This is a genomic window from Pseudorhodobacter turbinis, assembly GCF_005234135.1.
GTDB lineage: Bacteria > Pseudomonadota > Alphaproteobacteria > Rhodobacterales > Rhodobacteraceae > Pseudorhodobacter > Pseudorhodobacter turbinis.
This window is the reverse complement of record NZ_CP039964.1, coordinates 1,501,683-1,525,131: the sequence shown is the minus strand read 5'-3', so window position 1 is coordinate 1,525,131 and position 23,449 is coordinate 1,501,683. Positions and strand designations below refer to the sequence as shown.

Annotated in this window: 24 protein-coding genes and 1 pseudogene; 6 read left to right on the top strand and 19 right to left on the bottom strand. The window is 56.2% G+C overall.

Annotated features, from left to right (window positions below):
* Nucleotides 1–21: 21 nt before the first annotated feature.
* Both EOK75_RS07330 and EOK75_RS07325 read left to right on the top strand, forming a co-directional pair.
* A complete protein-coding gene (locus EOK75_RS07330) occupies nt 22–759 on the top strand; it encodes a hypothetical protein (protein ID WP_137193259.1) in 738 nt (245 codons plus the stop codon).
* Between the two features lie 200 nt (nt 760–959).
* Entirely contained in the window at nt 960–1,400 is a 441-nt protein-coding gene (locus tag EOK75_RS07325) for a GFA family protein (RefSeq protein WP_137193257.1), read from the top strand.
* A gap of 51 nt (nt 1,401–1,451) precedes the next feature.
* Here the strand turns inward: EOK75_RS07325 and EOK75_RS07320 are convergent, their stop codons facing one another.
* The 4 genes from EOK75_RS07320 to EOK75_RS07305 form a co-directional block, all read right to left on the bottom strand.
* Nucleotides 1,452–3,920, bottom strand: coding sequence for an excinuclease ABC subunit UvrA (locus tag EOK75_RS07320; RefSeq protein WP_240793942.1), 2,469 nt, complete (start codon nt 3,918–3,920; stop codon nt 1,452–1,454).
* Nucleotides 3,921–3,992: 72 nt separating this feature from the next.
* Entirely contained in the window at nt 3,993–4,964 is a 972-nt protein-coding gene (locus tag EOK75_RS07315; RefSeq protein WP_137193253.1) for a quinone oxidoreductase family protein, read from the bottom strand.
* A 527-nt stretch (nt 4,965–5,491) separates the two neighbouring features.
* The gene (locus tag EOK75_RS07310) at nt 5,492–5,926 is read right to left on the bottom strand and encodes a hypothetical protein (protein WP_168199176.1); all 435 of its coding nucleotides are present in this window, start codon (nt 5,924–5,926) and stop codon (nt 5,492–5,494) included.
* 419 nt (nt 5,927–6,345) lie between these two features.
* Complete coding sequence (locus tag EOK75_RS07305; RefSeq protein ID WP_137193249.1) at nt 6,346–6,888, bottom strand: hypothetical protein; 543 nt, start codon at nt 6,886–6,888, stop codon at nt 6,346–6,348.
* Nucleotides 6,889–7,012: 124 nt separating this feature from the next.
* Here EOK75_RS07305 and EOK75_RS07300 point away from each other — a divergent pair, with 124 nt between their 5' ends.
* From EOK75_RS07300 to EOK75_RS07290, 3 genes are all read left to right on the top strand, one after another.
* The gene (locus tag EOK75_RS07300) at nt 7,013–7,243 is read left to right on the top strand and encodes a hypothetical protein (RefSeq protein ID WP_137194328.1); all 231 of its coding nucleotides are present in this window, start codon (nt 7,013–7,015) and stop codon (nt 7,241–7,243) included.
* 86 nt (nt 7,244–7,329) lie between these two features.
* Nucleotides 7,330–7,542, top strand: a complete 213-nt coding sequence (locus EOK75_RS07295; protein ID WP_137193247.1) for a hypothetical protein — start codon at nt 7,330–7,332, stop codon at nt 7,540–7,542.
* A 156-nt stretch (nt 7,543–7,698) separates the two neighbouring features.
* A complete protein-coding gene (locus EOK75_RS07290; RefSeq protein WP_137193246.1) occupies nt 7,699–8,235 on the top strand; it encodes a DUF3489 domain-containing protein in 537 nt (178 codons plus the stop codon).
* A gap of 729 nt (nt 8,236–8,964) precedes the next feature.
* On the opposite strand, the gene EOK75_RS07285 is transcribed toward EOK75_RS07290, so the two are convergent.
* The 15 genes and pseudogenes from EOK75_RS07285 to EOK75_RS07220 all read right to left on the bottom strand — a co-directional run bounded on the left by EOK75_RS07285 (nt 8,965) and on the right by EOK75_RS07220 (nt 22,519).
* Nucleotides 8,965–10,052, bottom strand: a protein-coding gene (locus EOK75_RS07285; protein WP_137192138.1) for an IS3 family transposase whose coding sequence is annotated in 2 segments (ribosomal slippage) — nt 8,965–9,791 and nt 9,791–10,052 — 1,089 coding nt in all. Because the reading frame shifts where the segments join, the coding sequence is not laid out codon by codon here.
* 97 nt (nt 10,053–10,149) lie between these two features.
* Nucleotides 10,150–11,229: a beta family protein gene (locus tag EOK75_RS07280; protein WP_137193244.1), complete on the bottom strand. Its 1,080-nt coding sequence runs from the start codon at nt 11,227–11,229 to the stop codon at nt 10,150–10,152.
* A 9-nt stretch (nt 11,230–11,238) separates the two neighbouring features.
* Nucleotides 11,239–11,751, bottom strand: a complete 513-nt coding sequence (locus EOK75_RS07275; RefSeq protein WP_137193242.1) for an ImmA/IrrE family metallo-endopeptidase — start codon at nt 11,749–11,751, stop codon at nt 11,239–11,241.
* A gap of 9 nt (nt 11,752–11,760) precedes the next feature.
* Nucleotides 11,761–12,210, bottom strand: coding sequence for a hypothetical protein (locus tag EOK75_RS07270; protein ID WP_137193240.1), 450 nt, complete (start codon nt 12,208–12,210; stop codon nt 11,761–11,763).
* A 228-nt stretch (nt 12,211–12,438) separates the two neighbouring features.
* Entirely contained in the window at nt 12,439–15,312 is a 2,874-nt protein-coding gene (locus EOK75_RS07265) for a type I restriction endonuclease subunit R (protein ID WP_137193238.1), read from the bottom strand.
* The gene (locus EOK75_RS07260; RefSeq protein WP_205965444.1) at nt 15,309–16,001 is read right to left on the bottom strand and encodes an abortive infection family protein; all 693 of its coding nucleotides are present in this window, start codon (nt 15,999–16,001) and stop codon (nt 15,309–15,311) included. Before EOK75_RS07260 ends, EOK75_RS07265 begins: the two co-directional genes overlap by 4 nt.
* Nucleotide 16,002: 1 nt before the next feature.
* Complete coding sequence (locus EOK75_RS07255) at nt 16,003–17,178, bottom strand: restriction endonuclease subunit S (RefSeq protein WP_137193234.1); 1,176 nt, start codon at nt 17,176–17,178, stop codon at nt 16,003–16,005.
* Nucleotides 17,175–18,728, bottom strand: a complete 1,554-nt coding sequence (locus EOK75_RS07250) for a type I restriction-modification system subunit M (RefSeq protein WP_137193232.1) — start codon at nt 18,726–18,728, stop codon at nt 17,175–17,177. Before EOK75_RS07250 ends, EOK75_RS07255 begins: the two co-directional genes overlap by 4 nt.
* Nucleotides 18,729–18,812: 84 nt before the next feature.
* Nucleotides 18,813–19,487: a hypothetical protein gene (locus tag EOK75_RS07245; protein ID WP_137193230.1), complete on the bottom strand. Its 675-nt coding sequence runs from the start codon at nt 19,485–19,487 to the stop codon at nt 18,813–18,815.
* Nucleotides 19,484–20,137 (bottom strand): DNA methyltransferase, encoded by a 654-nt coding sequence (locus tag EOK75_RS21330; RefSeq protein WP_240793941.1) that lies wholly within the window; start codon nt 20,135–20,137, stop codon nt 19,484–19,486. Before EOK75_RS21330 ends, EOK75_RS07245 begins: the two co-directional genes overlap by 4 nt.
* A 52-nt stretch (nt 20,138–20,189) precedes the next feature.
* Nucleotides 20,190–20,582 (bottom strand): annotated as a pseudogene (locus EOK75_RS21325) (DNA cytosine methyltransferase); the annotation flags it as partial.
* A 71-nt stretch (nt 20,583–20,653) separates the two neighbouring features.
* On the bottom strand, nt 20,654–21,622 hold the full coding sequence (locus tag EOK75_RS07235; protein ID WP_137193226.1) for a helix-turn-helix domain-containing protein: 969 nt from the start codon (nt 21,620–21,622) through the stop codon (nt 20,654–20,656).
* Nucleotides 21,619–22,011 (bottom strand): VRR-NUC domain-containing protein, encoded by a 393-nt coding sequence (locus tag EOK75_RS07230; RefSeq protein WP_137193224.1) that lies wholly within the window; start codon nt 22,009–22,011, stop codon nt 21,619–21,621. The genes EOK75_RS07235 and EOK75_RS07230 overlap by 4 nt, the downstream gene beginning before the upstream one ends.
* Nucleotides 22,008–22,262 (bottom strand): hypothetical protein, encoded by a 255-nt coding sequence (locus EOK75_RS07225; RefSeq protein ID WP_420821907.1) that lies wholly within the window; start codon nt 22,260–22,262, stop codon nt 22,008–22,010. The genes EOK75_RS07230 and EOK75_RS07225 overlap by 4 nt, the downstream gene beginning before the upstream one ends.
* Nucleotides 22,263–22,270: 8 nt before the next feature.
* Entirely contained in the window at nt 22,271–22,519 is a 249-nt protein-coding gene (locus EOK75_RS07220; RefSeq protein ID WP_137193222.1) for a helix-turn-helix transcriptional regulator, read from the bottom strand.
* Between the two features lie 224 nt (nt 22,520–22,743).
* On the opposite strand from EOK75_RS07220, the gene EOK75_RS07215 reads away from it, so the two are divergent.
* Nucleotides 22,744–23,412 carry a hypothetical protein gene (locus EOK75_RS07215; protein WP_137193221.1) on the top strand — a complete coding sequence of 223 codons (669 nt, stop codon included), beginning with the start codon at nt 22,744–22,746 and terminating at the stop codon, nt 23,410–23,412.
* Nucleotides 23,413–23,449 lie beyond the last annotated feature (37 nt).

The window sequence follows — 23,449 nt, the reverse complement described above, 5'->3', positions numbered from 1 at the left end:
GGCACATGGAAAGGCGAAAAAATGAGCGAAACCACTTTGATCGGGCTGTCGTTTGCTTCGGTTGTGTTTCTCAGCCTTGTCCATGTGCTTGCCGATATGTTGCGCTGGAAGCGCCAACTGCCCCAGAAATACTGGCTGTCATTCGCTGACGGCATTTCCATCAGCTATGTCTTTCTTGGCCTTTTGCCAAAGATTATCGACGGGACTTCGGCGTTTCCAGAGTCACTGGGCTATGCGGCAGACATCCTGAAACACAGTCCGTTCCTGCCGCTGCTGATTGGCCTCGTTGCCTTCTATGGCATGGAGCGTCTGGTGGAAAAACCGGTTGGTGCAATTGGCGTTCATGTAGAGCAAGAAACGACCGGGCTAAGGGTGTGGATCCACCTTGCGTCATATGCATTTTACAAAGCCATCATCGGCTATCTGATTGTGCAAATGGACAATCCGGTTTCGATCATCATTTTTGTGTTTTCGATGGCGGTTCATTTTCTGGTCGTGGATTATCGGATGATGGATATCCACAAGGATGTCTATCAGCGTATTGGAAGATGGGCCTTGACCGTTGCCATTCTTGTTGGCTGGGTTGTCGGCATCACCACCGTCATCTCGCCGGTTGTGGTGACCCTGCTGCTGTCGTTTCTTGCTGGGGGAATTGTCTTGGTTGTTCTGGAAGAAGAGTTTTCGCGTGCACATCCGTCGTCATTCCCGGCCTTTGTGACGGCAGTTGTCCTATATATGGCGGTGCAGATTTCTATCTGACGCTACGCGGGAAAATGTGCAGGGCGCATAGCGGTTTTTGTCGACTTGCCGCTGGGATACAGGGCTGCAAGATGTGAATTTTGTTAAGCTGTATTAGCTACCGACAGACACTGCCGCGAAGGTTTCTGTCGCCATTTTCGCAAGATTAATGTTAAATTCAGACGTGGTCCCAAGGGACACGCACAACAGGAGAAAAGACAATGTCCAGTTCCTACACCGGTGGTTGCGACCATGTTCACATCAAAGCCACAGCAGAACCAATCGACAACCATGTCTGTCATTGCAATGTCTGCAAGAGCGTGACCGGCCAGCAAACCACGCATGTTGCATTCTTCAATCATGGTGATCTTTTGGTCGATCACCCCGAAAAGATGAACCGTCAGCCGTTCAACAAGGACAATCCCGACGGCCCGCTGGAGCTTTGCACCTGCGCCGATTGCGGGGCTGCCCTTATGCTCGACGACAAACAAAAACGCATCCGTGTCGCGGTGCCGAATGTTATGGGCTACAACGTGGCAACGTTCCCCGATCCCACCTATCACGCGTTTTACGACACCTCGAAAGGTTACGCAGAACCATCGGACGGTCGTCCGGTTTATGAAGGGCTGCGTCCAGAATTTGTCTGGCCCAAACCCGAGTAAACGGATAAATTGATAAGTCGGGGCTGCCTCCTTTTTGTGCTGAAGCTTTCGCTACGGGAACAAAAAGCGGGCGGTTCGGCTGGCTTTCGACCTTGCCACAAGCGCAGGCGGGCCTTGCGCGACGACCACGCCGCCTTCATCGCCAGCACCGGGGCCAATGTCGATGATCCAGTCGCTGTTTCTGGCAACCAGCATATTGTGTTCCACCAAGATGACCGAGTTTCCAGCCTCAACCAGCCCATTCAATTGCGCCATCAGCATGGTCACGTCCGCAGGATGTAACCCGGTGGTTGGTTCATCCAGCACATAAAGCGTGTCACTACGCTGCGCGCGTTGCAGCTCGGTTGCGAGTTTGATCCGCTGTGCTTCGCCACCCGAAAGCTCGGTCGCGGGCTGACCGAGACGCAAATAGCCAAGGCCGACTTGCAGCAAAGCCTCAAGGGCCCGCAAAACCGGGGGGTCATCCGCGAAAAATTCGTGAGCCTCGCCAACAGTCAGATCCAGCACTTCGGCAATATTCTTGTTGCGGTAGGTAATCTCCAACGTCTTGGGGTTGTAACGCTGCCCTTGGCACACCGGACAGGGCGCATAAACGCTGGGGAGAAACAGCAGCTCCACGCTGACAAAACCGGCACCTTCGCAGTTCGGGCAACGCCCTTTTGCGACGTTGAACGAAAATCGACCCACATCGTATCGGCGCGCCTTGGCGGCATCAGTCGACGCGAACAACCTGCGAACGTGGTCAAACAAGCCGGTATATGTGGCAAGGTTGGAGCGCGGCGTGCGCCCGATCGGCTTTTGATCAACGGTGACCAAGCGCCGAACCTGCGCCATCCCATCAGAAATCTGTCCGCCGGTTGACGTCTCCAGTTCCCGCTCCAGCAGCTCGGCTTCATCACTTGGGGCATCGACGGGGCGCTTTTGCCCCAAGGCTTCGCTAACGAGTTCGACAAGCGCCTGACTGACCAGGCTCGATTTACCCGAACCCGACACGCCAGTGACTGTCGTCAAAACGCCGAGGGGAAACGCGACGTCCAGACCCCGAAGGTTGTTTCGCTCCACCGCCTCCAGCTTCAGCCAGCCGGTCGGATGTCGTGGTGTGCGATTTGCCGCGATGTCGGCTGAGAAAAGATAGCGCCCGGTATGCGACTCCTTCACGTCGCGAAGGCCCTCTATCGGACCATTATAGACAACCTCGCCGCCATGTGTTCCCGCATCCGGCCCGATATCCACGATCCAGTCGGCATGTCGAATGACGCTGTCATCGTGTTCGACAACGAACAGGGAATTACCGGCGCGTTTGAGTTCATCCAGCGCGCCCAGCAACGCTTGGGTATCAGCCGGGTGCAACCCTGCCGACGGCTCATCCAGAACATAGACCACACCAAACAACTGCGAGCGAATCTGTGTGGCCAGCCGCAGGCGTTGCAATTCACCCGGAGACAGGGTTGGCGTGCCGCGTTCAAGCGACAGGTAGCCAAGGCCAAGGGTGGTCAGTGCTTCGACGCGGGCCAAAATATCGCTGGTAATGCGCTGCGCAACAATGGCCTTTTCCGGATGCAAATCGTCCTGCATTGATTTTGCGGTGGTAGTCCCGCGCAGCCGTTCGGCAAGCTCGCTCAGCGTAAGCTGCGACAGCTCTCCAATATCCAGACCAGCAAATTTCACCGACAGCGACTCGCGCCTCAGCTTTTTGCCCTCGCAGTCCGGGCATTCGGAAATCTGCATGAACTGCGAGACGCGTTTTTTGGTGCGATGGCTTTGCGTCGTCGCAAACGAATGCAGGACGTAACGCTGCGCACTGCTAAAAGTTCCCATGTAACTGGGCGACATTTCGCGCTGTTGCGCCACGCGGGTTTGAGCGGGCGTGAGCCCCGCATAGACTGGCACCGTAGGTGTCTCGTCGGTAAAGAGGATCCAGTCCCGCGTTTTTCGTGGCAGGTCTTTCCACTCGATGTCGATGTTGTGCCCAAGTGAAACAAGGATGTCGCGCAGGTTTTGCCCTCCCCATGCGGGCGGCCACGCGGCAACGGCGCGTTCCCGGATGGTTTTCGTATCATCGGGGACCAGCAGCTTTTCGGTTACTTCAAACACCCGCCCGATACCATGGCAGCGTGGGCAGGCGCCCTCGGGTGTATTTGGCGAGAAGGCATCTGCATAGAGTATCTGCTGACCGCGCGGATACTCTCCGGCCCGCGAATAGAGCATGCGCAGACCGTTGGATATCGTCGTGACGCTGCCGACCGACGACCTTGCCGACGGCGTGCCGCGCTGTTGTTGAAGTGCTACCGCTGGCGGAAGCCCCTCAATAGAATCGACGTCGGGTTCACCAACCTGATCAATCAACCGCCGGGCATAGGGCGACACGGAATCAAGATAGCGGCGCTGCGATTCCGCAAACAGCGTCCCGAAAGCAAGCGATGATTTTCCAGATCCGGAGATGCCCGTAAAAACCACCAGCGCATTGCGCGGCAAATCAAGGTCGATATTCTTAAGATTGTGGACGCGCGCGCCCCGCACCTGAATGCAGTGATCAGGGTCACACGGGACGTCTTTGGGCTTATTTGGGGAAATTGTTCAGATCTCGTCTTGCTATGGCAATAAAATGGTTGAGCCGGTCGTTTTGCGGCCTTCCAAATCCTGATGCGCCCGGGCGGCATCTGCCAACGCATAGGTCTGGTTGACCTCAATCTTGACAGCACCTGACCCAACCACATCAAACAGATCAGCCACGTTGGCTTGCAAGGCCTCATCGGATTCCACATATGTGTTCAGCGATGGGCGGGTCAGATAAAGCGAGCCTTTTGCCGCCAAGACGCCCACATCAAAACTCTTCACCGCCCCGGACGCAGAACCGAAATTGACCAACAGACCGAACGGGCTAAGACTGTCGAGCGAAGCGTTAAGCGTTGCCTGTCCGACACCATCGTAAACCACCGGCACACCCTTGCCGCCCGTCAGTTCACGCACCCGTTCCGCCACGTTTTCCGTAGTGTAATTTATCACCTCGTCACAGCCGAAGGACTTTGCAATCGCAGCCTTTTCGGGCGAACTTGTGGTGCCAATAACCCTGACACCCAGATGTTTTGCCCATTGCACAGCAATCAGACCAACACCGCCAGCAACAGCATGCCACAAAATCGTGTCGCCTGCTTTGACCTTGTAGGTTTCCCGCAGCAAATAGCGCACTGTCATGCCCTTCAGCATCATCGCAGCTGCCGTTTCATCCGAAATTGTATCAGGCAGTTTGCTAAGCCTGTTGGCCGGCATATTGCGCGCTTGTGCATAAGACCCGATCGGCCCCGCACCATAGGCAACCCTATCGCCTACTTTAAGGACGGCGACGCCTTCACCAACCGCTTCGACCACGCCGGCTGCCTCAGTCCCCAAACCGCTCGGCAAGGGCAGAGGATAGGCGCCGGAGCGAAAGTAGGTATCGAGATAGTTCAACCCGATGGCGGTGTGGCGCAATCGCACCTGGCCGGGGCCCGGAGCATCCAGCTTGATGTCCTCATATTGCATGACACCCGGGCCGCCAGTTTCGTGAAATTTGATCGCTTTCATTCTGCTCTTTCCCGTCGGAGGCTGTTGGTATGACTTTAACCAGAGAGCGTAGCACGCCACAAGCCAAGCCGTCACGAGTCGAAAAGCGCTGGGAGTCTTAGCAGATCTCCAGTCCCGAGCGATCTGACGCTTGTAGGTGAAGCACGCTTCCCTGAACTGTTGGCCTCAAATGCAGATATTGGCACAGATTTCTCGACTGCCCGCTTTGTCCACATACCGACGTTTCGTCAATAAAAATGCTGCAAGAACCGCAAATGTCCGCAATTGCGGTCCGCAACGCAGCATCGTGGGTAAACGCTGGATGTCAGCTAAGGGCCGAGGCTGTGTGAAAACACAGTTGAAAGCCGATAAACGCGGGACGATTTTCTTGCATGGCCGCGCAGCGAAGGGTTTGTTCTGTCGTGAACCTGTCCTTTGCAAAAAACAAACAATCCAAGTTTTCCCACAGCCTCGGCCGATTCTGAAAATCTTAGTTGCGGCTCATTAAGATTGAGGGGCTCGAAGGCAAGTGATCAGTCACAGGTTTATTACACTGGCGATCCGATGTATTCATGGTGCTGGGGCATCTCACCGGTCATCGAGGCGTTGGCCTTACACTGTGCCGAACAGGGGCTGGGTTTTCGCATGGTGATGGGCGGGTTGCGGGCGGAGACGCCTGGAATGCGGGTTTTTGCGATTTTCTCAGGCAGGAATGGACGCATATTGCGGCGCAAACCGGCCAACCCTTTGGCCTTCTCATAAGATACCGAGCCGTTGTCACTGCCCGAAAGCTTTTTGACCAAGGGGAGGACGCCACCAGCCGAGAGGTTGCTTTCTTTGCAGCGGTTCAGCGTAAGTTCTATGTCGAGGGTGAAGACCCCAAGGAACCCGCCTTTTATCGTGATATTTGTGTGACCACCGGCGTCGAGCCGGGACAATCTGAAAAGGTATTTGCCAGCGCCAAAGCTGTCACTGCTACACACCGCGAGTTCCGGCTTGCGCGGCAATTGGGGGTGCGGGGGTTCTCGAGCGTGATGCTGCAAACAGTGACGGGGTGCATGAGGTTTCTGTAGGCTACGCAAGCCTGTCCACCCTGACCGACCGCATTTCGAAATGCGGGGTCGCCTGACGGGCATTTATGATGTAACCGCCCCTCCCGACGGCATCTAAGTGCCATGGCTACCCTGCAATATGCACACAGACAATCGATCATTTCGGGTCTTTGCGCGGTAGGGGCTTGCTCCACTGACTGGCTGGCGAAGCATATATTCCGATTACATGCGGGCTTGCGCCCGAGAATGTCACTATTCGGCTCTTAAAAGAGCCCTTCTGCGGATTGTTGTTTGCCATCGTCAAATTGATCACATCACCGGATATAGAGCAGGAATTTTCAAGACAAGTGTCATCCCAGCGAAACCCTGAGATCGGCAAGTGCCTCGAGTTGCGCTCTGACATGGGTTTCCAGCACCCTTTGCATGATCGCGGCATCGATCATCACTGGCGCGCCGGACCGTGTTTCCGCCGCTGCTGCAACCTCAGCGGCCATGAGTGCCGCTACTCTGCTGGGCCAGGTGACCCAAGTGTCGCGTTCTTGGCGTGCCAGACGGAACACCAGCGCTTCAGCCCGGGCCCGGTCGACCAGCATGCCCTTCTTCTTTTGAATTGCCAGTTGACGTTCCTGCGCCTGATAAACGGTCAGCGCCGTGCGGGCTTTGAGATAACTGTCCGACCCACCGCTCCCGCTGATCGGCATGGCCGCATCGCCGCCAAGCGAGAGGCGCTGCTGATCGGGATCGGTCATTTCCACTCGACGCGCGTCGGATGCCACAGCGTTAATCGACCCGTCGGCATAAAACACCAAGCGACCGCTTCGCTTGGCGTTCTGGACCGCCCCCCGCGACATACCAGAATGATTGGAATAGTCCCGTTCGCTCATGCCGTTCATTGCTCTCTCCTATGCAATCAAAGCAATGGTATCGCTTGTTTTTTCGTTGATCAAGCTTTCGATTAGAGCGACGCTGGTTACAGACGCGATGCAGTTTGCGTCGCAAAACAGCAAGGAAACAGTCATGACCAACCGCCGCGCCCCTGCACAAAACGACAAAGCCCTGAACGCTTTCCTTGCCGCCAAACGCGAGATCGACGTGACGCTTGAGCGGTTGCAAGCGCTGAGTGCCGACCACTTCGACATCCACCCGGACGAGATCAACCGGGGTCATGTCGGCACGCTGAATCATTACGCCAGTCTGCTGCGCCAGATCAGCGACAGCGCATTCAAGGAAGGCGAGCACGCGGAATAAGTCCGCCTGTTTCCCTCAAGCCCCCTGCTGGGGGCTTGGCCGCGTAGGAGGCAACGTATTCCGCGTGGCCCACTGCGGAGCCAGAAATGCCGAAATTCATCGTGACGTTGATCGAAACCCTGACCCACCGCGTGGTGGTGGACGCGGCCACCGAAGTTGCGGCCAAGCACGCGGCGGAGGTCTTCCTGACGGAAGCCGATCACAAGGATAATTATGATTTTGTGTCCAGTGGTTTTGAGGCCACCAACACTCAAGCCGCCGCAGTTGACGCCCTGCCAGATGTGAAAGATGAGGCCTGACATGCTGATTGCCCGCGCCCAGCGCCACAAGCCGAACAGAATGCCCTCACTGCCGCATGTGGTGCCGAACGCCCCCGCGCTTGCGACGGCGCCCCCGCCCTGCCGCTACGCATCGCGGTCGTCCTTGCCAAGCATGACACGTAAGAGGAGCCCGTCATGACGCAACTGACCAAAACACAAATCCTTATCCTGACTGCCGGTGCCCAGCGTCCGGGCTACATTGCTGTGCCGCTGCCAAAGCGTCTGCATGGAGCTGCGGCGAAGATGGCTGTCAGCAAGATGATCGAACGGGGCCTGCTGGAAGAGGTCGATGCCAACATTCGAAAAGGCGAGCCGCTCTGGCGTGAAACCGGGGGTGGTTATGGCACAACCTTGAGGGTGACGAATTTTGGGCAGGCCGCAATCGGAATCGTGCCGGAACGGGGAACTCAAATAAATCACCCTCCGCCCAGCGATGCCAATTCCGCGCCGTTTGCGCCACGCATGGGCACGAAGCAGGCGCAACTGGTTGCACTGCTGGAAGCGCCGGAAGGCGCAACAATGAAGATACTCATCGCCGCCACCGGATGGCAGGCTCACACTTTACGCGGTGCCATGTCAGGGGCGCTGGGCAAGAGACTCGGACTGACCGTGACCTCCACCAAGGAAGAGGGCAGGGCCCGGATCTACCGGATCCGCCGGAATGCTGTGTGACGCTACGTTGCATGATCACCCTGTCCCGAAGTTTGACTGCAAGCACCGCAGCCACCGCTGATGCGGGCCGTCAACTCTGACCATGATGGCATAGTTTTTGATCATCTGATTGGGCATATGCCGCAGGACGTGCCAGACGCAGATGCACGGCCGTTCAGGCGGTGTGGCCTCAATCCTGCAAGATGCAACGCCTTCTCCGCGACGGTCACCGGGCATTCTTAGAGATCGTTTAGCAGCCTGGATTTGGCAGCGTGGATTCGGTCAGGTGGATTTGGTGGATTCCACAAAAAATCCAGCAGTTCGAAATGTTGATCCCATAAGGCACTGATATTGAATAATTTACTCTGACTCGACATCCCCAAGTGGATTTGGGTGGATTCCCCCACAAAATCCACTTTCGCTAGCGAAATGCCGCGCTGCGCCCCCCCGCATACGTTCGGGGCGGGGGAGGAACCATGCCGTGGGGGGCAGAAATGAAAGCGCCCGAGAGGGCTTCCTCCGGGCGCAAACCTTCGATGATCAAAGTCTGGTTCGGGAGGGGCAGAGTTTTCACTATGACAGTTTACCCAGTTGCTCGCATTTGTTTAATAAACAGGTTCCTACCGGCCGCAGAGGCGTGCTGACAATTTGAGCTCTCTTTAAAACCAACTGCACACTGATAGATCCCTCCTCGAATAGCTGAAGACCCAGGGTAATCGCCCCCTTTTTAACGGGGTGCATCTGTAGAACTTACGCGGCCATTTTCAGTTTCATAGCGGGTGTGATGCCGCCGATGCCCATGTTCGGGCGGTCGTTGTTATATGTCCAGAGCCATTGTGTGGCCTGATCCTGAGCCTCCTCGATGCTTTCGATGATGTATTGATCCAGCCATTCATGCCGAACCGTCCGGTTGTAGCGCTCGACATAGGCGTTCTGCTGGGGCTGTCCGGGTTGGATGTGCTGGATCGTAACACTATGTTTCTCAGCCCATTTTCTCAGTGTTTCGCTGATATATTCCGGCCCATTGTCGACCCTGATCGTGCCCGGTTTTCCGCGCCATTCGATAATGCGATCAAGGCTGCGGATGACCCGTTCGGCAGGGAGCGAGAAATCAACCTCGATCCCCAGCCCTTCGCGGTTGAAGTCGTCCAACACATTCAAAAGCCGAAAAGCCCTGCCGTCGCCGAGGCGATCCGCCATGAAGTCCATGGACCAGGTCACATTCGGTCTGTTCGGGACCGCCAGAACGTCAGGCTTCTCCCGTTTCAGCCGCTTGCGCGGCTTGATGCGCAGGTTCAGTTCCAGCTCACAGTAGATCCGGTAGACCCGCTTGTGGTTCCACGGATGCCCCTTCACGTTGCGCAAATGCAGGAAACACAGGCCAAATCCCCAAGTCTTGCGCGCATCCGTCAGCCCTGTCAGCAGATCGGCGATCACCTCGTTCTCGTCTTTCAGCTTCGGGCTGTAACGATAGCAGGTCTCGCTGACCTCGAAGGCCCGGCACGCCAGCGCGATGCTGACGCCCCGTCGCTCTACCGCCGTTTCGGCCATCTCGCGGCGCTGAGATGGCCCCGTTACTTTTTTCCGAGGGCTTCCTTCAATAAGTCCGCCTGCATGCTCAGATCTGCATACATCCGCTTCAGCCTGCGGTTCTCTTCCTCCATGGCTTTCATCTGGCTGACCATGGATGCATCCATGCCACCATACTTCGCACGCCATTTGTAAAACGACGCATTGCTCATGCCATGTTCACGGCAAAGCTCGGCCACCGGCACACCACCTTCGGCTTGGCGCAGGATCGCAAGGATCTGGGGTTCGCTATATCTGGTCATTTTCATTCAAAATCTCCTCGTTCATCTTGCCGAGAAAATTCTACTTCCGCAGCCCCTTACTTTCGGGGGGGATTACCCCAGCAGCAATTCTTGGTCCCTCAATTCAGTCTTGCCAATCCTCGTCAAGCGCGCCGGGGTCAATTCTCGGTTGACCAAAGAATGATTGCCGATGAAGATGGATGTTCACGCGCGCGGCTACGTTCTTCTGCGGTGTGTCGATCCCAAGCTCCGCATTTATAGTTGTGTTGCGGATCATTTCCTCGCCCCAGATTCCGAGGTTACCGTCCCATTCACGGCTATCCACGATTGCGAGGGCGGCATCTCGGAAGTCCCATTCTTGGTCCTTATTGCGTGCAATGTACCATGCGTTGACTGTGGGGTAATCAATACGATCAAGCGGCCTGTTTGCAAACCCGCCAGGTTCGCGGGGGCGCGTGCTTCCCCAATCACCATAGATCACTCGCTCACGGTTCGAGTTGCGCGCCAGTTGCTCAACAAGTTGGCGATTCGAGAAGGGAACGGGCGTTGGATTTTCGGAGTTATACACAGTGAATATCTTCGGAATAGATGTGCATGAGCAAACCACCGGCACGACGGGATTGATTGCACCCAGAGTATTGCGAATGATGCCGTCAAACCAAGCAGTGATGGAAAGAGGATCATTGGTCCAACCACCATCCAAGATTATTGCAAAGTCGGCCGCCCCCTCTGCGTTTATGGCCCCTACAATCGCTTCGAGGTTCGCCGTCCGAGGTTCGCGCAGGATCCTGAAGCCATATGGCCTGCCGAGGTCTCGAATGGCCGCGATCTGCGTCCGTATCTGCGCTTCTGTCTGCTCGAAAGTCTGAACGCAGGGTAGAACGTTCGAGTGCTCCGAAACGAAGTTGATCCAATTTTCGAATGTATTCGCAGGATTGCGAAGCGCAGCATATTCCTGCTGCGCCGTGTTTTGATCGTTGGTACTTTGGTAGTCTCGATCTAAATCGAGGAAATATGTACGGTTTGGGAAGGCACGTTCAATACGGGTGATCGTCCGAGACAGGGAGTTTGAGCTTGACCAAGGAGCCAAGAGGAAACAGGGGGTCATCCTGTCCTTCGTCACGCCTGGTAAAAACTCAAGGCCAGTCATTTCGCTGGCGCGTACAGCCAGTGTCGGAACGTATTCTTTACCTTCAAGAGCCATTTAAGACCTTCAAACTTCAGCGAACGTAGATAGTCGAATTTCCATCGCAGCTTTTGACACATCGAAGCTTGCAGCCAGACTTTCGATTGTTGCGTCGGTTACGACACCACCAAAATCTTCCCGCAGCTTGCGCTCCACCAATGGCATAGGCATGACAAGGTCTGCGGCTAAGCGGTTCGCTTGATACTCAATATTTTCGGGTGCACCCGAGCGATACAAGACGTTGTCCGTGATTCCATTGGGCGAATTGTCGATAACATCACGATGGAGCAGGAAATGCGATAGTTCGTGCGCAATCGTATATCTTTGACGCTCCCGCGCTTCATTCCGATTCACTCTGATTATGTATCCATCGCCTTCGCGCGAAATTTGTCCTGATACGCCGGTGCCCATTGAGGAAACCTTGATAGCCACGTTCAACGCTTTGGCAAGGCTGCCGAGTTTTACAGGGTATTCAGACAAATGCCTTTCCACGATTTCTCGCTGGGGTGCTGGAATACGTCGAAACTCCCTAGATGTCATATTCGCCTCCTATCGTTCATGATTTACTTCTGCGTCGGGGTCTTTGCCCCATTCGTCCGCTTGCTGGCGATCTTTTTCAGCTTTCGCGTACAACTCAAGGACCATCTCCTTGATCTTGATTTCCGACAAGGCTTCTGCGGCTACTAGCTTAGTAGTTTTTTCTGAGACGTCAGCGGACACGTCTTCCGCTGTCTTTTCTGCTACAGATCGAGCCTCAGCTTTCAGACCGGGAAATGTGTAGAACGCCACAACACCGATCCCAATCGCCACAGCAGCCAATACCGCCGTCATGGCTGTCATCATTACACTAAGAAAGCTCAGATATGTCGGCAGACTCAGCATGGGTTCTACCTGAGCGCCTGGGATGCCGTCGACCTTGTCAACGACGCCTAATGACACGAGCAAGAAACTCACGACGAGCCCACCGGCGAAGACGGCGAAGTACGAAACCGCCTTCATAAAGTCCCCTCAAGTAGCTGATAGAAACAGTTATACATATATGTTCTCGTTAGGTTCCAATCAAGTATAATCTCGCATCTACCAGCGGACCAGCGCTTTTCGTTTATTGCAGTCCTGTATTTCCTACAGGGTATGCATGTCGAAGTTCGCTGGCCTGAACAACGGCCGCTTTGGGCAACTTTTCCGATGGGCGTGTTGCAAGTGCAAATGCCCGCTCCCGCCGCATTCTCAAATTTCCCCCAGCCCATCATCAAAGGTTGCAACCAGCCCCCGCAGTTTGTCGATGATCCGCTCGGTGATTTTCTTGCGCTCAAGAATCTTAGGCTTCTGTTCCAGCACATCGATAACAGCTTCCCTCAGCGGCGGTTTGCCAGTGAACTGGTAGTCTTCGACTAGCCGCTGAAATGCGGCCGGTGGAATGCCCTCTTCGGCGCAAACGGCTTCCATTGCCTTAACCCGTTCGTGGTTCCAGAAGGCCAGGAAGGTTTCTTCGACACTTGCGCCGCTGTCTTGGGCCTTACGCATGTGCTGTTCGATGAACTGCTCTATCAGTTCCCGCTTGCTGCGCAACTGCACTTCAGAACCGAGCATGTCCATCACCAGCTTACGCTTGCGCGCGCTTTCATCACGCTGGTTGGCATCCAAGCTGTTGGCATCGCGCGATACCTCGGCCAGCAGACCGAGGATATAGGCGACATTGATTTCATCCCGCTGGATCAGCTCCAATTCGAAATCGACCTCATCAATGATCGACACGGCCTCCGTTTCTTTCGTCCGCTTTGTCCGGTCATAGATGTCGAGGTATTTGCTTTTGTAGTCTTCGAACTTCTGCGGATCGAGGGTCAGATCATCGGGGCTGAACTGGGTGAAACTGCCTAGAACGTTGCGGACGCGGATCAATTCGCGGAACGCCTGCACGAAGGCCAGCATTTCGCCCTCGGTTTGCAGATCGTTCACGCTGTCGACGGCGGGGGCGATTTCCAGCAGCTTTGTGACGGCAGCGTTGAACTGTGCGACGTAATCCTCATAGGGGGCCATCAGAACGGTTTCGATGGCGTCCTTGTTCGAAAACAGCGTGATGGCCTCGTCGGTCTTGGCCTTCAGGTTGCGGAAGCAGACGATGTTGCCTTGGGATTTGACTTGGCCGAGGACGCGATTGGTTCGTGAAAATGCTTGGATCAGTCCATGGTACCGGAGATTTTTGTCGACATAGAGCGTGTTCAGCTTCTTGGCATCGAAGCCGGTCAAGAACATATTGACCACCAGAAGGATATCGACCCGGTCCTTGTCCTGGGAGTCGCGCCTCTCGCGCTCCTTCATGCGTTTAGCGATGTCTTTGTAATAGTTGTAGAAACTGTGGCTGTCTTTGGTCGAATAGGCCGTCTGGTACATCGCGTTGTAGTCGGCGATGAACCGATCCAGCTTTTCGCGGGTATGCACGTTGACCTGCTTGTCCACGCCGATGTTGAAATCCGGATCGCCGATCAGGCCATCGGCGTCCGCATCCTCTTCGTTGGCGTTGTAGGTGAAGATCGTGGCCACGCGCAGATCATGTTCACCCGCGTCCCGGCGGAGCTTTAGGGCTTCGTAATAGGTGATCAGCGCATCGACTGAACTGACGCAGAGCATCGCGCTGAACTGGCGGTTGTGGGTTTTGCGATCATGGTTCTGGATGACCCAGTCAACGACACCGTTGATCCGGTCGGGGTGATCGAAGAATTCCTTGATGTTGATGCCCGCGACCTCTTCATCGATCAGGCTGCCGTCCTTACGCTTCAGCTTGCCCCAATACTCGACGGAAAAACGCAACACGTTCCCATCGCTGATCGCGTCGGTGATGACGTATTTGTGCAGGCACTCGCCGAACAAGTCTTTGGTCGTGCGCTTGGCCATCGCGTTTTCAGCAAAGATCGGGGTTCCGGTGAAACCGAACATTTGCGCCCGGCTGAAGAAGGCCACGATGCGCTTGTGGGTTTCGCCAAACTGCGAGCGATGGCATTCGTCGAAGATGAATACTACACGTTCATCTTTAACCGCCTGGAGCGGGCCTTCGAATTTATCGCGGGAAATGGCGGTGTTCAGCTTCTGGATCGTCGTTACGATTAGCTTATGGTCGCCTGCCAGCTGCTTGACCAGCGCACGGGTGTTGTCCGTGCCATCGACCGAGCCGTCGCTGAAATGGTTGAATTCTTTGGTCGTCTGGTAGTCCAGGTCGCTGCGGTCGACGACGAAGACGACCTTGTGCACTTTGGGGTTTTCGATCAGCACCTGCGCGGCCTTGAAGCTGGTCAGGGTCTTGCCCGAACCGGTTGTGTGCCAGATGTAGCCATTCTTCCGCCCGGCCTTCACCCGCTCGACAATCGCCTCGACCGCGAAGTACTGATAGGGCCGCAGAACCATCAGCACCTTGTTGCTCTCGTGTAGGACGATGTATTTGCTGATCATCTTTGATGCATGGCACTTCTCGAGGAAGGCGTCAGCAAAAGCGTCAAGTTGGGTGATCAGCTTGTTTTCAACATCAGCCCAAAAGAAGGTCTGGTTGAAGTCCTGGTCGCGGTTATTGGCATAGTATTTCGTGTTCACGCCGTTCGAGATGATGAACAACTGCACATACTGAAACAGACCGTGGTCGGACCAATAGGAATGGCGCTGGTAGCGGTTGACCTGATTGAACGCCTCCTTTAGCTCCATGCCGCGGCGCTTCAGTTCCACTTGGATCAGCGGCAGGCCGTTGATCAGCAGTGTCACGTCATAGCGGTTCCTGTAGCTGCCCGCCTGTGTAACCTGAGACGTGACCTGATACCGGTTGCGGCACCATTCTTCGGAGTTCAAGAACTGGATATAGACGGTCGTACCGTCGTCGCGGGGCAAGGCCATGCGGTCGCGCAGGATCTTAGCCTTGTCAAAGACATTGCCCTTGTCGAGGTGATTCAGCACGCGGGTGAATTCGGTATGCGACAATTTGACGCAGTTATGTGCCTCTAACTGCGCCTTCAGGTTCGCGCGCAGCCCAGCGCCGTCGGTTATTATGACAGACTCCCATCCCAAACTTTGCAGCCGCTTGACGAGCCCGGATTCAAGCTGTGCTTCGGATTGGATCATTCCGACTCCTCCTCAGCACTATCCCTAAACTCAGCCAGTCGAACGAAGTAGTCCTCGTAGTAAAGCGAATAAAGTGCAAAGCTGTAATTCAGCTTGCCTTCATAAGGGTAACCTTCGTCTAAAGATAAATTGAAATCGGGATTATCATCGTATGCAAACTGTGCAAGATCAATAACCTGTTCTTCTACTAGTTCAGCCAAAGCGATAGCGGATTTTTTTTCGCGCAGTTTTGCGAAAAAAGAGTCGAGCATGTAAATCAACAGTCCACTTGATATCTGAAGTACTGCACTTGCTAGTTTGTCATTACTTTGAATCTTTTTAGGCACAGCCTTTCCATGCGAGATATCACCTCGCTCGTTGCGGAGGACACCGAGAAAGTGAACAACAGAGGCAACACGAGTTACAAAGGCATCTTCAATTATTGTCTCATCTTGTTGAAGCAACTTTCCTGCCCGCTTCACCAACTGGGAAACATCCGTATCCTTGATGTCGTTGGGGTGCACTGTTTCGTCGAGCGTCAGAATAATTGTCTTTGATATTCCTTCGACAAGCGCCTTGCATGTTTCGATACAGATGTCAGGGTGATTGGAAACGTCCCTTTCTGCCTTTTTCATCAGTGGTAGGTAGTAACGGAAATCGGGGTAGTCTTTTGAATGTTCGATGATGAGTAGTTCGGCGGATCTCATCATTTCAAGCAAACATCTGCTGGAGCAGACCCCCTTTGAAGTTCTTAAGCTTGGTTGCTTGAGTGGCAACCGCCTCTATCTTCAAATCTAAAGCAGACAGGGCGTCAGCGATTTTTGCTTGCTCGTTTGGGTGAGGTATCATGACCTTTATTGAAGCGAGCGCGGTAAACTTTAGACTCCAAGTGTCCGAGGTTAAGCCTTGCGAATATCTCCTGAATTTGAAAACTAGCCGTGGTTCTTTAAAGTAATATGCCCAGAATTTTTTATGCTGTCCCTGCTTAGGGGTAATAATCGTATAGGCGGGACTTACAATACCATCATAAGCAGAAAGCCCACTGGCGCCCTGCCACATTCGCATGGAGTTGTATGCAATGTCTCCTTCTTGAACAAATTTGTAATTTGACAAATCTGCACTTGGACCATTCACTCGGTCGACTTCGGCAGCACGTTGGATGCCATTTTTCAAGGTAACTGAAAGCAGCTCGGCTTTGATTTTGTTACGCTCACTTCTCTCGCTAAATACTTCTCCCAACCGCTTCTCCTGCCAGTCCGGAAATGCTTGTCCATCATCCGCGGAAAACCTAATCTTTTGGCTAAAAATTTTGTCTATTAACCCGCTCTTGAATTGGTCCACTGCAATCTGCTTTGCCGACAACGCTTCAAGCTTGGCATCTATCGTCCGTAGAAATGTCGCGACCTTTTGCTGTTCGGCATGGATGGGTAAGTTTAATGGAATGCGCGCAAAGTCCTGAGCATACAGCCGCAGGCGATCACCGGTGATTCCGTGTGAATAAGCGCCTAGCAGGTATAGCATCCGCTTGGACTTGAACCACTGATCGAAGAACTCGGCCGATGTGTGCTCCTTGGGTGAAAGAACGACATAGGCCGGGCTGACCATGCATTCTTCATGGGCAAGACCCACGGCACCCTGCCACATGCGCATCATGTTGTAGACGACGTCGCCCCGCTGCGCTCGCAGATTCAGGCCGTCAGCCGCGTCGGCAGCCATGTGCCTTTCCATGGTGTCGCGGCGGACAAGACCGCGGTCCATCGTTACTGAATAGATGGGCAGGCCAGCCGCCCCCTTAGCGCGGCTATTCTTAAATGCGTCGCCCGCATGCCCTGGCTTCCATGGCTCTTTGAACTCTGGAAACCGAAGCTTGGGTGACACGGGGGTCATACCGGCGCCTCCAAGCCCAGCTCGGCGCAGAAGGATTTGATTGCCACATCAATTGTGTGCATGTTGGCCTCAATGGCGCGAACCTCGGCAGCGGTTTCTGCGAGATCAATTTCGGGCTCGGCCACAAATGTATCTACATACCGAGGTATGTTGAGGTTGAAATCATTCTCAACTATCTCTGCAAGCGTCGCTAGATGACTGAATCGTGCAATTTTTTCACGTTTTCGGTAAGTGTTTACGATGCTATCGATATCGATCGCGCTCAAGATATTCTGGTTTTTTCCCTTAGCAAAGCAAGTTGAAGCGTCAACGAAAAGAATATCGTCTGTTTCACGGCACTTCTTGAACACAAGGATGCACGTAGGGATACCGGTGCCATAGAAAATATTCTCGGGCAAACCAATGACGGCATCAAGCCAATTGCGGTCTTTGATCAAATATTGTCGGATATGTCCCTCTGCTCCGCCACGAAACAGCGCGCCATGCGGCAGAATGACCGCCATTGTGCCGTTTTCATCTAGATGATGCAGCATATGCTGGACAAACGCGAAGTCGGCCTTTGATGCTGGGGCCAGTTTGCCATATTGGCTGAACCGATCATCCGACAAAAGCAAGGGGTTGGAAGACCAGTTGGCGCTGAACGGCGGGTTGGCCACCACCGCCTCGAACCGCATGCCGTCATGTTGCGGGTGCTCTAGCGTGTCTTCCTGCTTCAAGTCGAAATTGCGATAGTGAACCCCGTGCAGGATCATGTTCATCCGCGCAAGGTTGTAGGTCGTGCGGTTCATTTCCTGCCCGAAGAACTCGGAAACATCCACCTCCTTGGCTACGCGCAGCAAAAGGGAGCCTGACCCGCATGCTGGATCATACACTGATTTCAGCCGCGTCTTTCCGGTGGTGACGATGCGAGCGAGTACTGTGGATACTTGCTGAGGTGTATAAAATTCGCCCGCTTTCTTTCCTGCACCGCTGGCGAACTGGCCGATCAAATACTCATAGGCATCGCCAAGAACGTCGCTATCTGCCTGATCCAGCTGGAAATCGATCTCGTCCAGATGAGTCAGAACCTTGGCGATTAAGGCATTTTTCGCCTCTTCGGTGCGGCCAAGTTTGGTGGACGTCAGGTCGAGGTCTTCGAACAGGTGGTCGAAATCATCCTCGGACTCGGTGCCCATTGTTGAACGCTGGATGTTATTCAGGATCTTGGTTAGGTCGGCCAGGATGAACTGGCCCGGCTTTGATCCGCGTTTGGCGATCTGACTGAACAGCTCGGACGGGCGCAGGAAGTAACCTAGTGCGTCGACGGATGCTTCGCTGACTGCATCAAGGACCTCGCGGCCCTCTAATGCAGCCTCGTCAACCGACAGGTAATCAATACCGTCCTGCTTCAGGATATCGTTTGCATAGAGGTGCATCCGTTCGGACAGGTATTTGTAAAATATGAACCCCAGAATGTAATCACGGAATTCATCGGCATTCATTTTACCGCGCAGGGTGTTGGCAATGTCCCAGAGTTTTTGTTCAAGTTTTTTCTTTTGCTCGTCGGTCATTTAGTGCGTCCTCTTGTAGTTGTAGGCAAGATTGCCCAGCTTGCCCGCAAGGGGAAGGCTAAAATTGCAATGGTTGGCCTGCGTTTACACCGCAGAATGCTTTCGCGCCAGCCACGGACGCACTTTCGGCATCGTTGCAGTCACTTCCACCTCCCGCATCATACGGCCTGCGATCAACCCATCCCGTACCCAATCCAATGCCTGCCACCAATCTTCATAACCGCGCCGCGCGGATGCAATTTGTTCGGGGTGCGGCCGCCAGGTGACCGGACAGGCCAGAACCTCCACCGTGCGCCATTTGCCGCGTGATAGCACCCGTTCGGTGCCGACGACGATTGTGGTCGCCCGCTCGCCATGCTGGTTGGACTTGGTCTCGACAGGCACACAGCGCGGCACGACGCCAGGCATCCAGTCCGGTGTCAGTCCCGCGCGCGCCATTTCCGCCACGCTGATCGCCATGCGAATGCCACCCAGACTGTCGGGCATGCCTGCGACCGTGGCCGCCACGACTTCGGCATCGGCATGGGTGTAACTTCCCATCTTGTGCTGCCCACCATCGACCTTGCAGCCCAGCGCGGCGCGCTGCAGCAGGACGTATTCGAGACCAAAGCCGAAGCCTTCCTCGGACACATCCTTCGGCGGCGGCAATTCCAGCTGCGCCTTTTCCACTCGGAACGCCCATTCCAAGATCGCCTGCACGCCCAGCGCGCGTTTTGTTTTTGCACCACGCGCATGTCCGATCCGTCCCTGCATGCTCATGGCTGCAATCCTTCAAACAGAGTCAGCTGCGCTGGGCTTTCCGGTTCGTGTGTCGGCCACCAGATCCAAGGGCCTGAGGCCATGGGCTGCTGCGAGAGAGCGCCACGCATGCGCTGCTGCCAGAGGGTGAACTCCGTTGCCGAGCAGGCGCAGAGTGCGTGCCCGATGGGCCAGCCCATCAGCCATCCGACGAAGAGCGGGTTCAGCCGCCGCCGTGCCCGGGCCTTCAGGATGCGTCGCGAGGCGGCCCGCCCATGCGATGCAATCATTGAAGCCCAGAGCGGGCGCGAGATCGGGGCGTGATGGGAGCACTGCCGCCCATCCGGCGTGATCGCCGGAGCCGGGTGGGTGAAGCCCTGCTCCGCGCGATAGTGCAGGATATCCATCCGGGACTTGCCATCTGCCCGAATGATGCTGGCTTCGCTCGATCCCTTCCAGTTCTGCGCGGCCGGAGTCGGCCATTGGGCCGCTTGTGCGGGCAGCGGTGGCATCCCGCCTGAGCCATAGCTCTGGCCCGGCCCACCCTTCGCGCCGTCGGTCGCCTCGGGTGTTGACCAGTTGGTGATGCCCAGCGCCAGTGCCTCCGCCTTGCGGGTAAAGTCGCTGTTCCCGGCCGGGTTGTAGCTGGCGGTTCCGGGATGCAGGCTCATCGGTGTGGGCCAAGATGAAGATCCGCAACCGCTGGTGCGGCGCACCGACTTCTGCCGCGCTGAACAGACCCGCCGCAGGCGTGTAGCCCATTGCCCAAAGCTCTCGCAGGACAGCTTCCAGCCCGAGGCTGACGTGACCGGGGACGTTTTCAAGGAACACCCACTCGGGGACGCATTCCCTGATAACGCGGGCAACATCGGGCCAGAGGTGCCGGGGATCGTCGGCACCGCCGCGCTTTCCGGCCGCGCTGAACGGCTGGCAGGGATATCCGGCGAGGACGATATCGAAGGCCCCACGAAAGGGCCGGGCATCGAAGCTGCGCAAGTCGTCCCAGATTGGGGCAGGGGCGAAATATCCCGCGCGCTGGGCTGCGATGAGGACAGCTCGGGGCCAGTCCTCCCACTCGACAAAGGCGCGGGTGTGATAGCCGGGTTCGGCGAGCATGAGGCCAAGATCCAGGCCTCCGCCACCTGCGCAGAGGGACAATCCATGCCGGGGAGGTGACACCATGCCATTCACCGCACCCCCCGCTGACGCAGCCGTTCGGGCGTGACGAGGCCGCGTTCCAGCATCAATCCGCACATGGCGGCGCTGATCATGCTCTGGGGCAGATAAGCGTCGGAGTTCACCTTGGCGGCGTAGAAGGCTGCCAACTCGTCCTCGCTCGGCGGCGGGCCAACATCGCGTTTGCGCTGCCGCTTGTTTTTTGCACTGCTGGCATTGGCCGTGATCGTCTGCGCATCGCGCTGGGCGGCGCGTTCCATGAACCGATCCAGCGCCTTGGGGCCATCGGGCGGATTGGGACGGTCGGCCCGGCTCTCGGTCGCAACCTCGATGATGCGATCTTCGGTCAGGCCGAGGTCATCGATCCAACGCCGAACGTGCATCCGGGCAGGCCAGCCCTGCCACCAGGCGGGCATGCTGGCGTTGGCTTTGAGGCCCAGCGCCATCAGCAGCTCTGCGAAAAACTGATCAAACTCGATTTCGCGCGCAGCCGCGTCCTCCTCCTCCTTTACTGGTTTCCTTAAAGGTTCTCTTACAAGGTTAGTCTCCGGATTCCGGAGATGGCTTTGGGCAAAATCAGGAGATGGGATTGCCGAAAATCCGGAGATGGCTCCATCACCGGATTCCGGAGTTGGTTCGGCACCTTGTTCTTCCTCCGTTCCGACAAAGCCGTCTGCGGTTTCCGGAGTTGGCTCTTGTGGAAAGCCTTTCTCAAACCCCAGGATGTAGCGCGTTGCCTGCCGCTTGTAGGTGCGAGGATCATGGGCGCGAACGCGGTGGATCAGGCGCATTTCTTCCAGCTTTGCGAGATGGGCGTTCAGCGCCGAGATCGACATTTCCGCATCCTCGGCCAGCCGTGCCTGTGTCGGGAAGCAGCCGAAGTCCGGATTGTGCCGGTCGCACAGATGCCAGAGCACGATCTTGGTGGCGGGCTTGAGGCCGCGGCGCTGGATCGCCCAGTTGGTGGCGTCATGGCTCATGGCGCTGCCCTCCGCGCTGGCTGCACACGGCTGGTGAAGCCATTGTCGGCCAAGGCGGCCAGCGCATCATCGACAGACCGCACCAGCGCCCAGCCAAAGCCCTGCGTCAGCACGGTGTCTCGAAACACGTCTTGCTCGGGTCGCAAGCGGCCCTTGGCGCTTTTGACCTCTAGAAACAGCACCCGGCCTTCCGATATCACCAGCAGATCGGCAAAACCGGGATGCACCCCCATGCCGACCAGAATGGCCTGGCGTTTGGCACCGCGTGGCCCAGCTTCGGTTACCTCGTTGGCGCAGTGATGCACGATGGCGCTGCGGGGCAGGGCGATGCGCAGGGCGAAGACAATGGCGCGCTGCGCGTCGGCCTCTGGTGTTCCCCGGCGCATCATGCCGATGCCTCCGGATCCTGGTCCGACCGATGGCGATGGCGCAGTGGGCTGCGCGCGTCCAGCACTACCAGAAGCACGCGGGCGTCCTCGCGCTCTTTGGTTGTTTCGCCATGGCTGACGATCACGCGGGCTGCGAGGCGGATCAGCCCGTCCTGATGATGGGCCACATCGGCCAGAACGACGCGGGCCTCGGCCCGACGTTCCGCACGCCAACCCGGATCAACAGCGGCGCGATCCCGCGCGATGGGCAACGGCGCGTTCATCGCCGACCCCGCGCCGGTATCTTGCGTGCGACCTCCCTGGCCTCAAGCCAGCTGCGCACGGTGCTGCGCCGGTAATAGACCTTCCGCCCAAGCTTGATGCTCTGGGGGCCGGTCCGCCTTGCGTCCCACCGCCACAGCGTATCCTCGGAGACCCCGAGGCTGATCGCCAGATCATGTCGACTGATCCAATCCTCCAGCAGCCCCATATCGGGCCCTGATTGGTTGATGTCCTGCGTGTCCAACATCTGCATTTCCTTCCCCGATTGCGCCCGAATGCGGGCAATTGCGTCTCGGGGTGCAGGGAAGCAGAGGGCGGGGGGTGGCAGGGTGGCATAAACCGGCATATTCAAACCACCCTTCGTGCCACCCCTTGTTTTATTGACGTTTTCTTGAATTTCGTCGCATTCGCTTAGGCGAGTAGTTTCGCCGCATTAACAACCAATAGTTGCAGAGACACGGTGCCGCCGGGGTGCCGTCGGCACGTCAGGAATCACGGCCGCGCAGCACCCCTCATGAAACCTTTGAAAGGGATAAAGCCATGGCTTTACCGGCTCGTGTGTTCTGGACTTTGGAGAATTTGGCAGTGCGCTGGGGATGCGCTCCTGCCGACATTGTGGGATGGGCGACCGAGGGGATTATTGAAATCGTCACAAGTGTCGGAATGGTCCAATGCAGCGGCACTGAGCCGCTGATTGGATTGGTGGTGGTCTGCGCCGAAGACATCATGCCATTGTTTTGGGGCAATCGCTTGGAAGCCAAGGCTTGTATGATCTGGCGCATCCGGCCGCAGGGCACAGCGACATGGAAGATCATCACGGCTCCCGCCCATGGCGTGCCAATCGAACTGCACGATCTGATGGTGACGACAAAATCTGCCCAGCGCTTTGAGGATGAATACGATCCGCTGCACCGCGTTCACGTCAGCCCCGGACGGTCGTCCCGGCACGATTGGGAGGGGATGCTTCAAGCCCTGATGATCAGGTTGTTCGAGTACGGATTGCCGGAAACGCAGGCCGACTTTGTGGCGCAAGGCCAGGATTGGTTCGTGGCGAATGCCAAGGATGGGTCTGTTCCGGATGAAAGCCAGATCCGGCGCAAGCTCAGCTTGATCTGGCGGGCCCTGAAGAAGCCGCAGTAAGCACGACCAAGTCTGATCAACGGCGTTGATGCCCGTT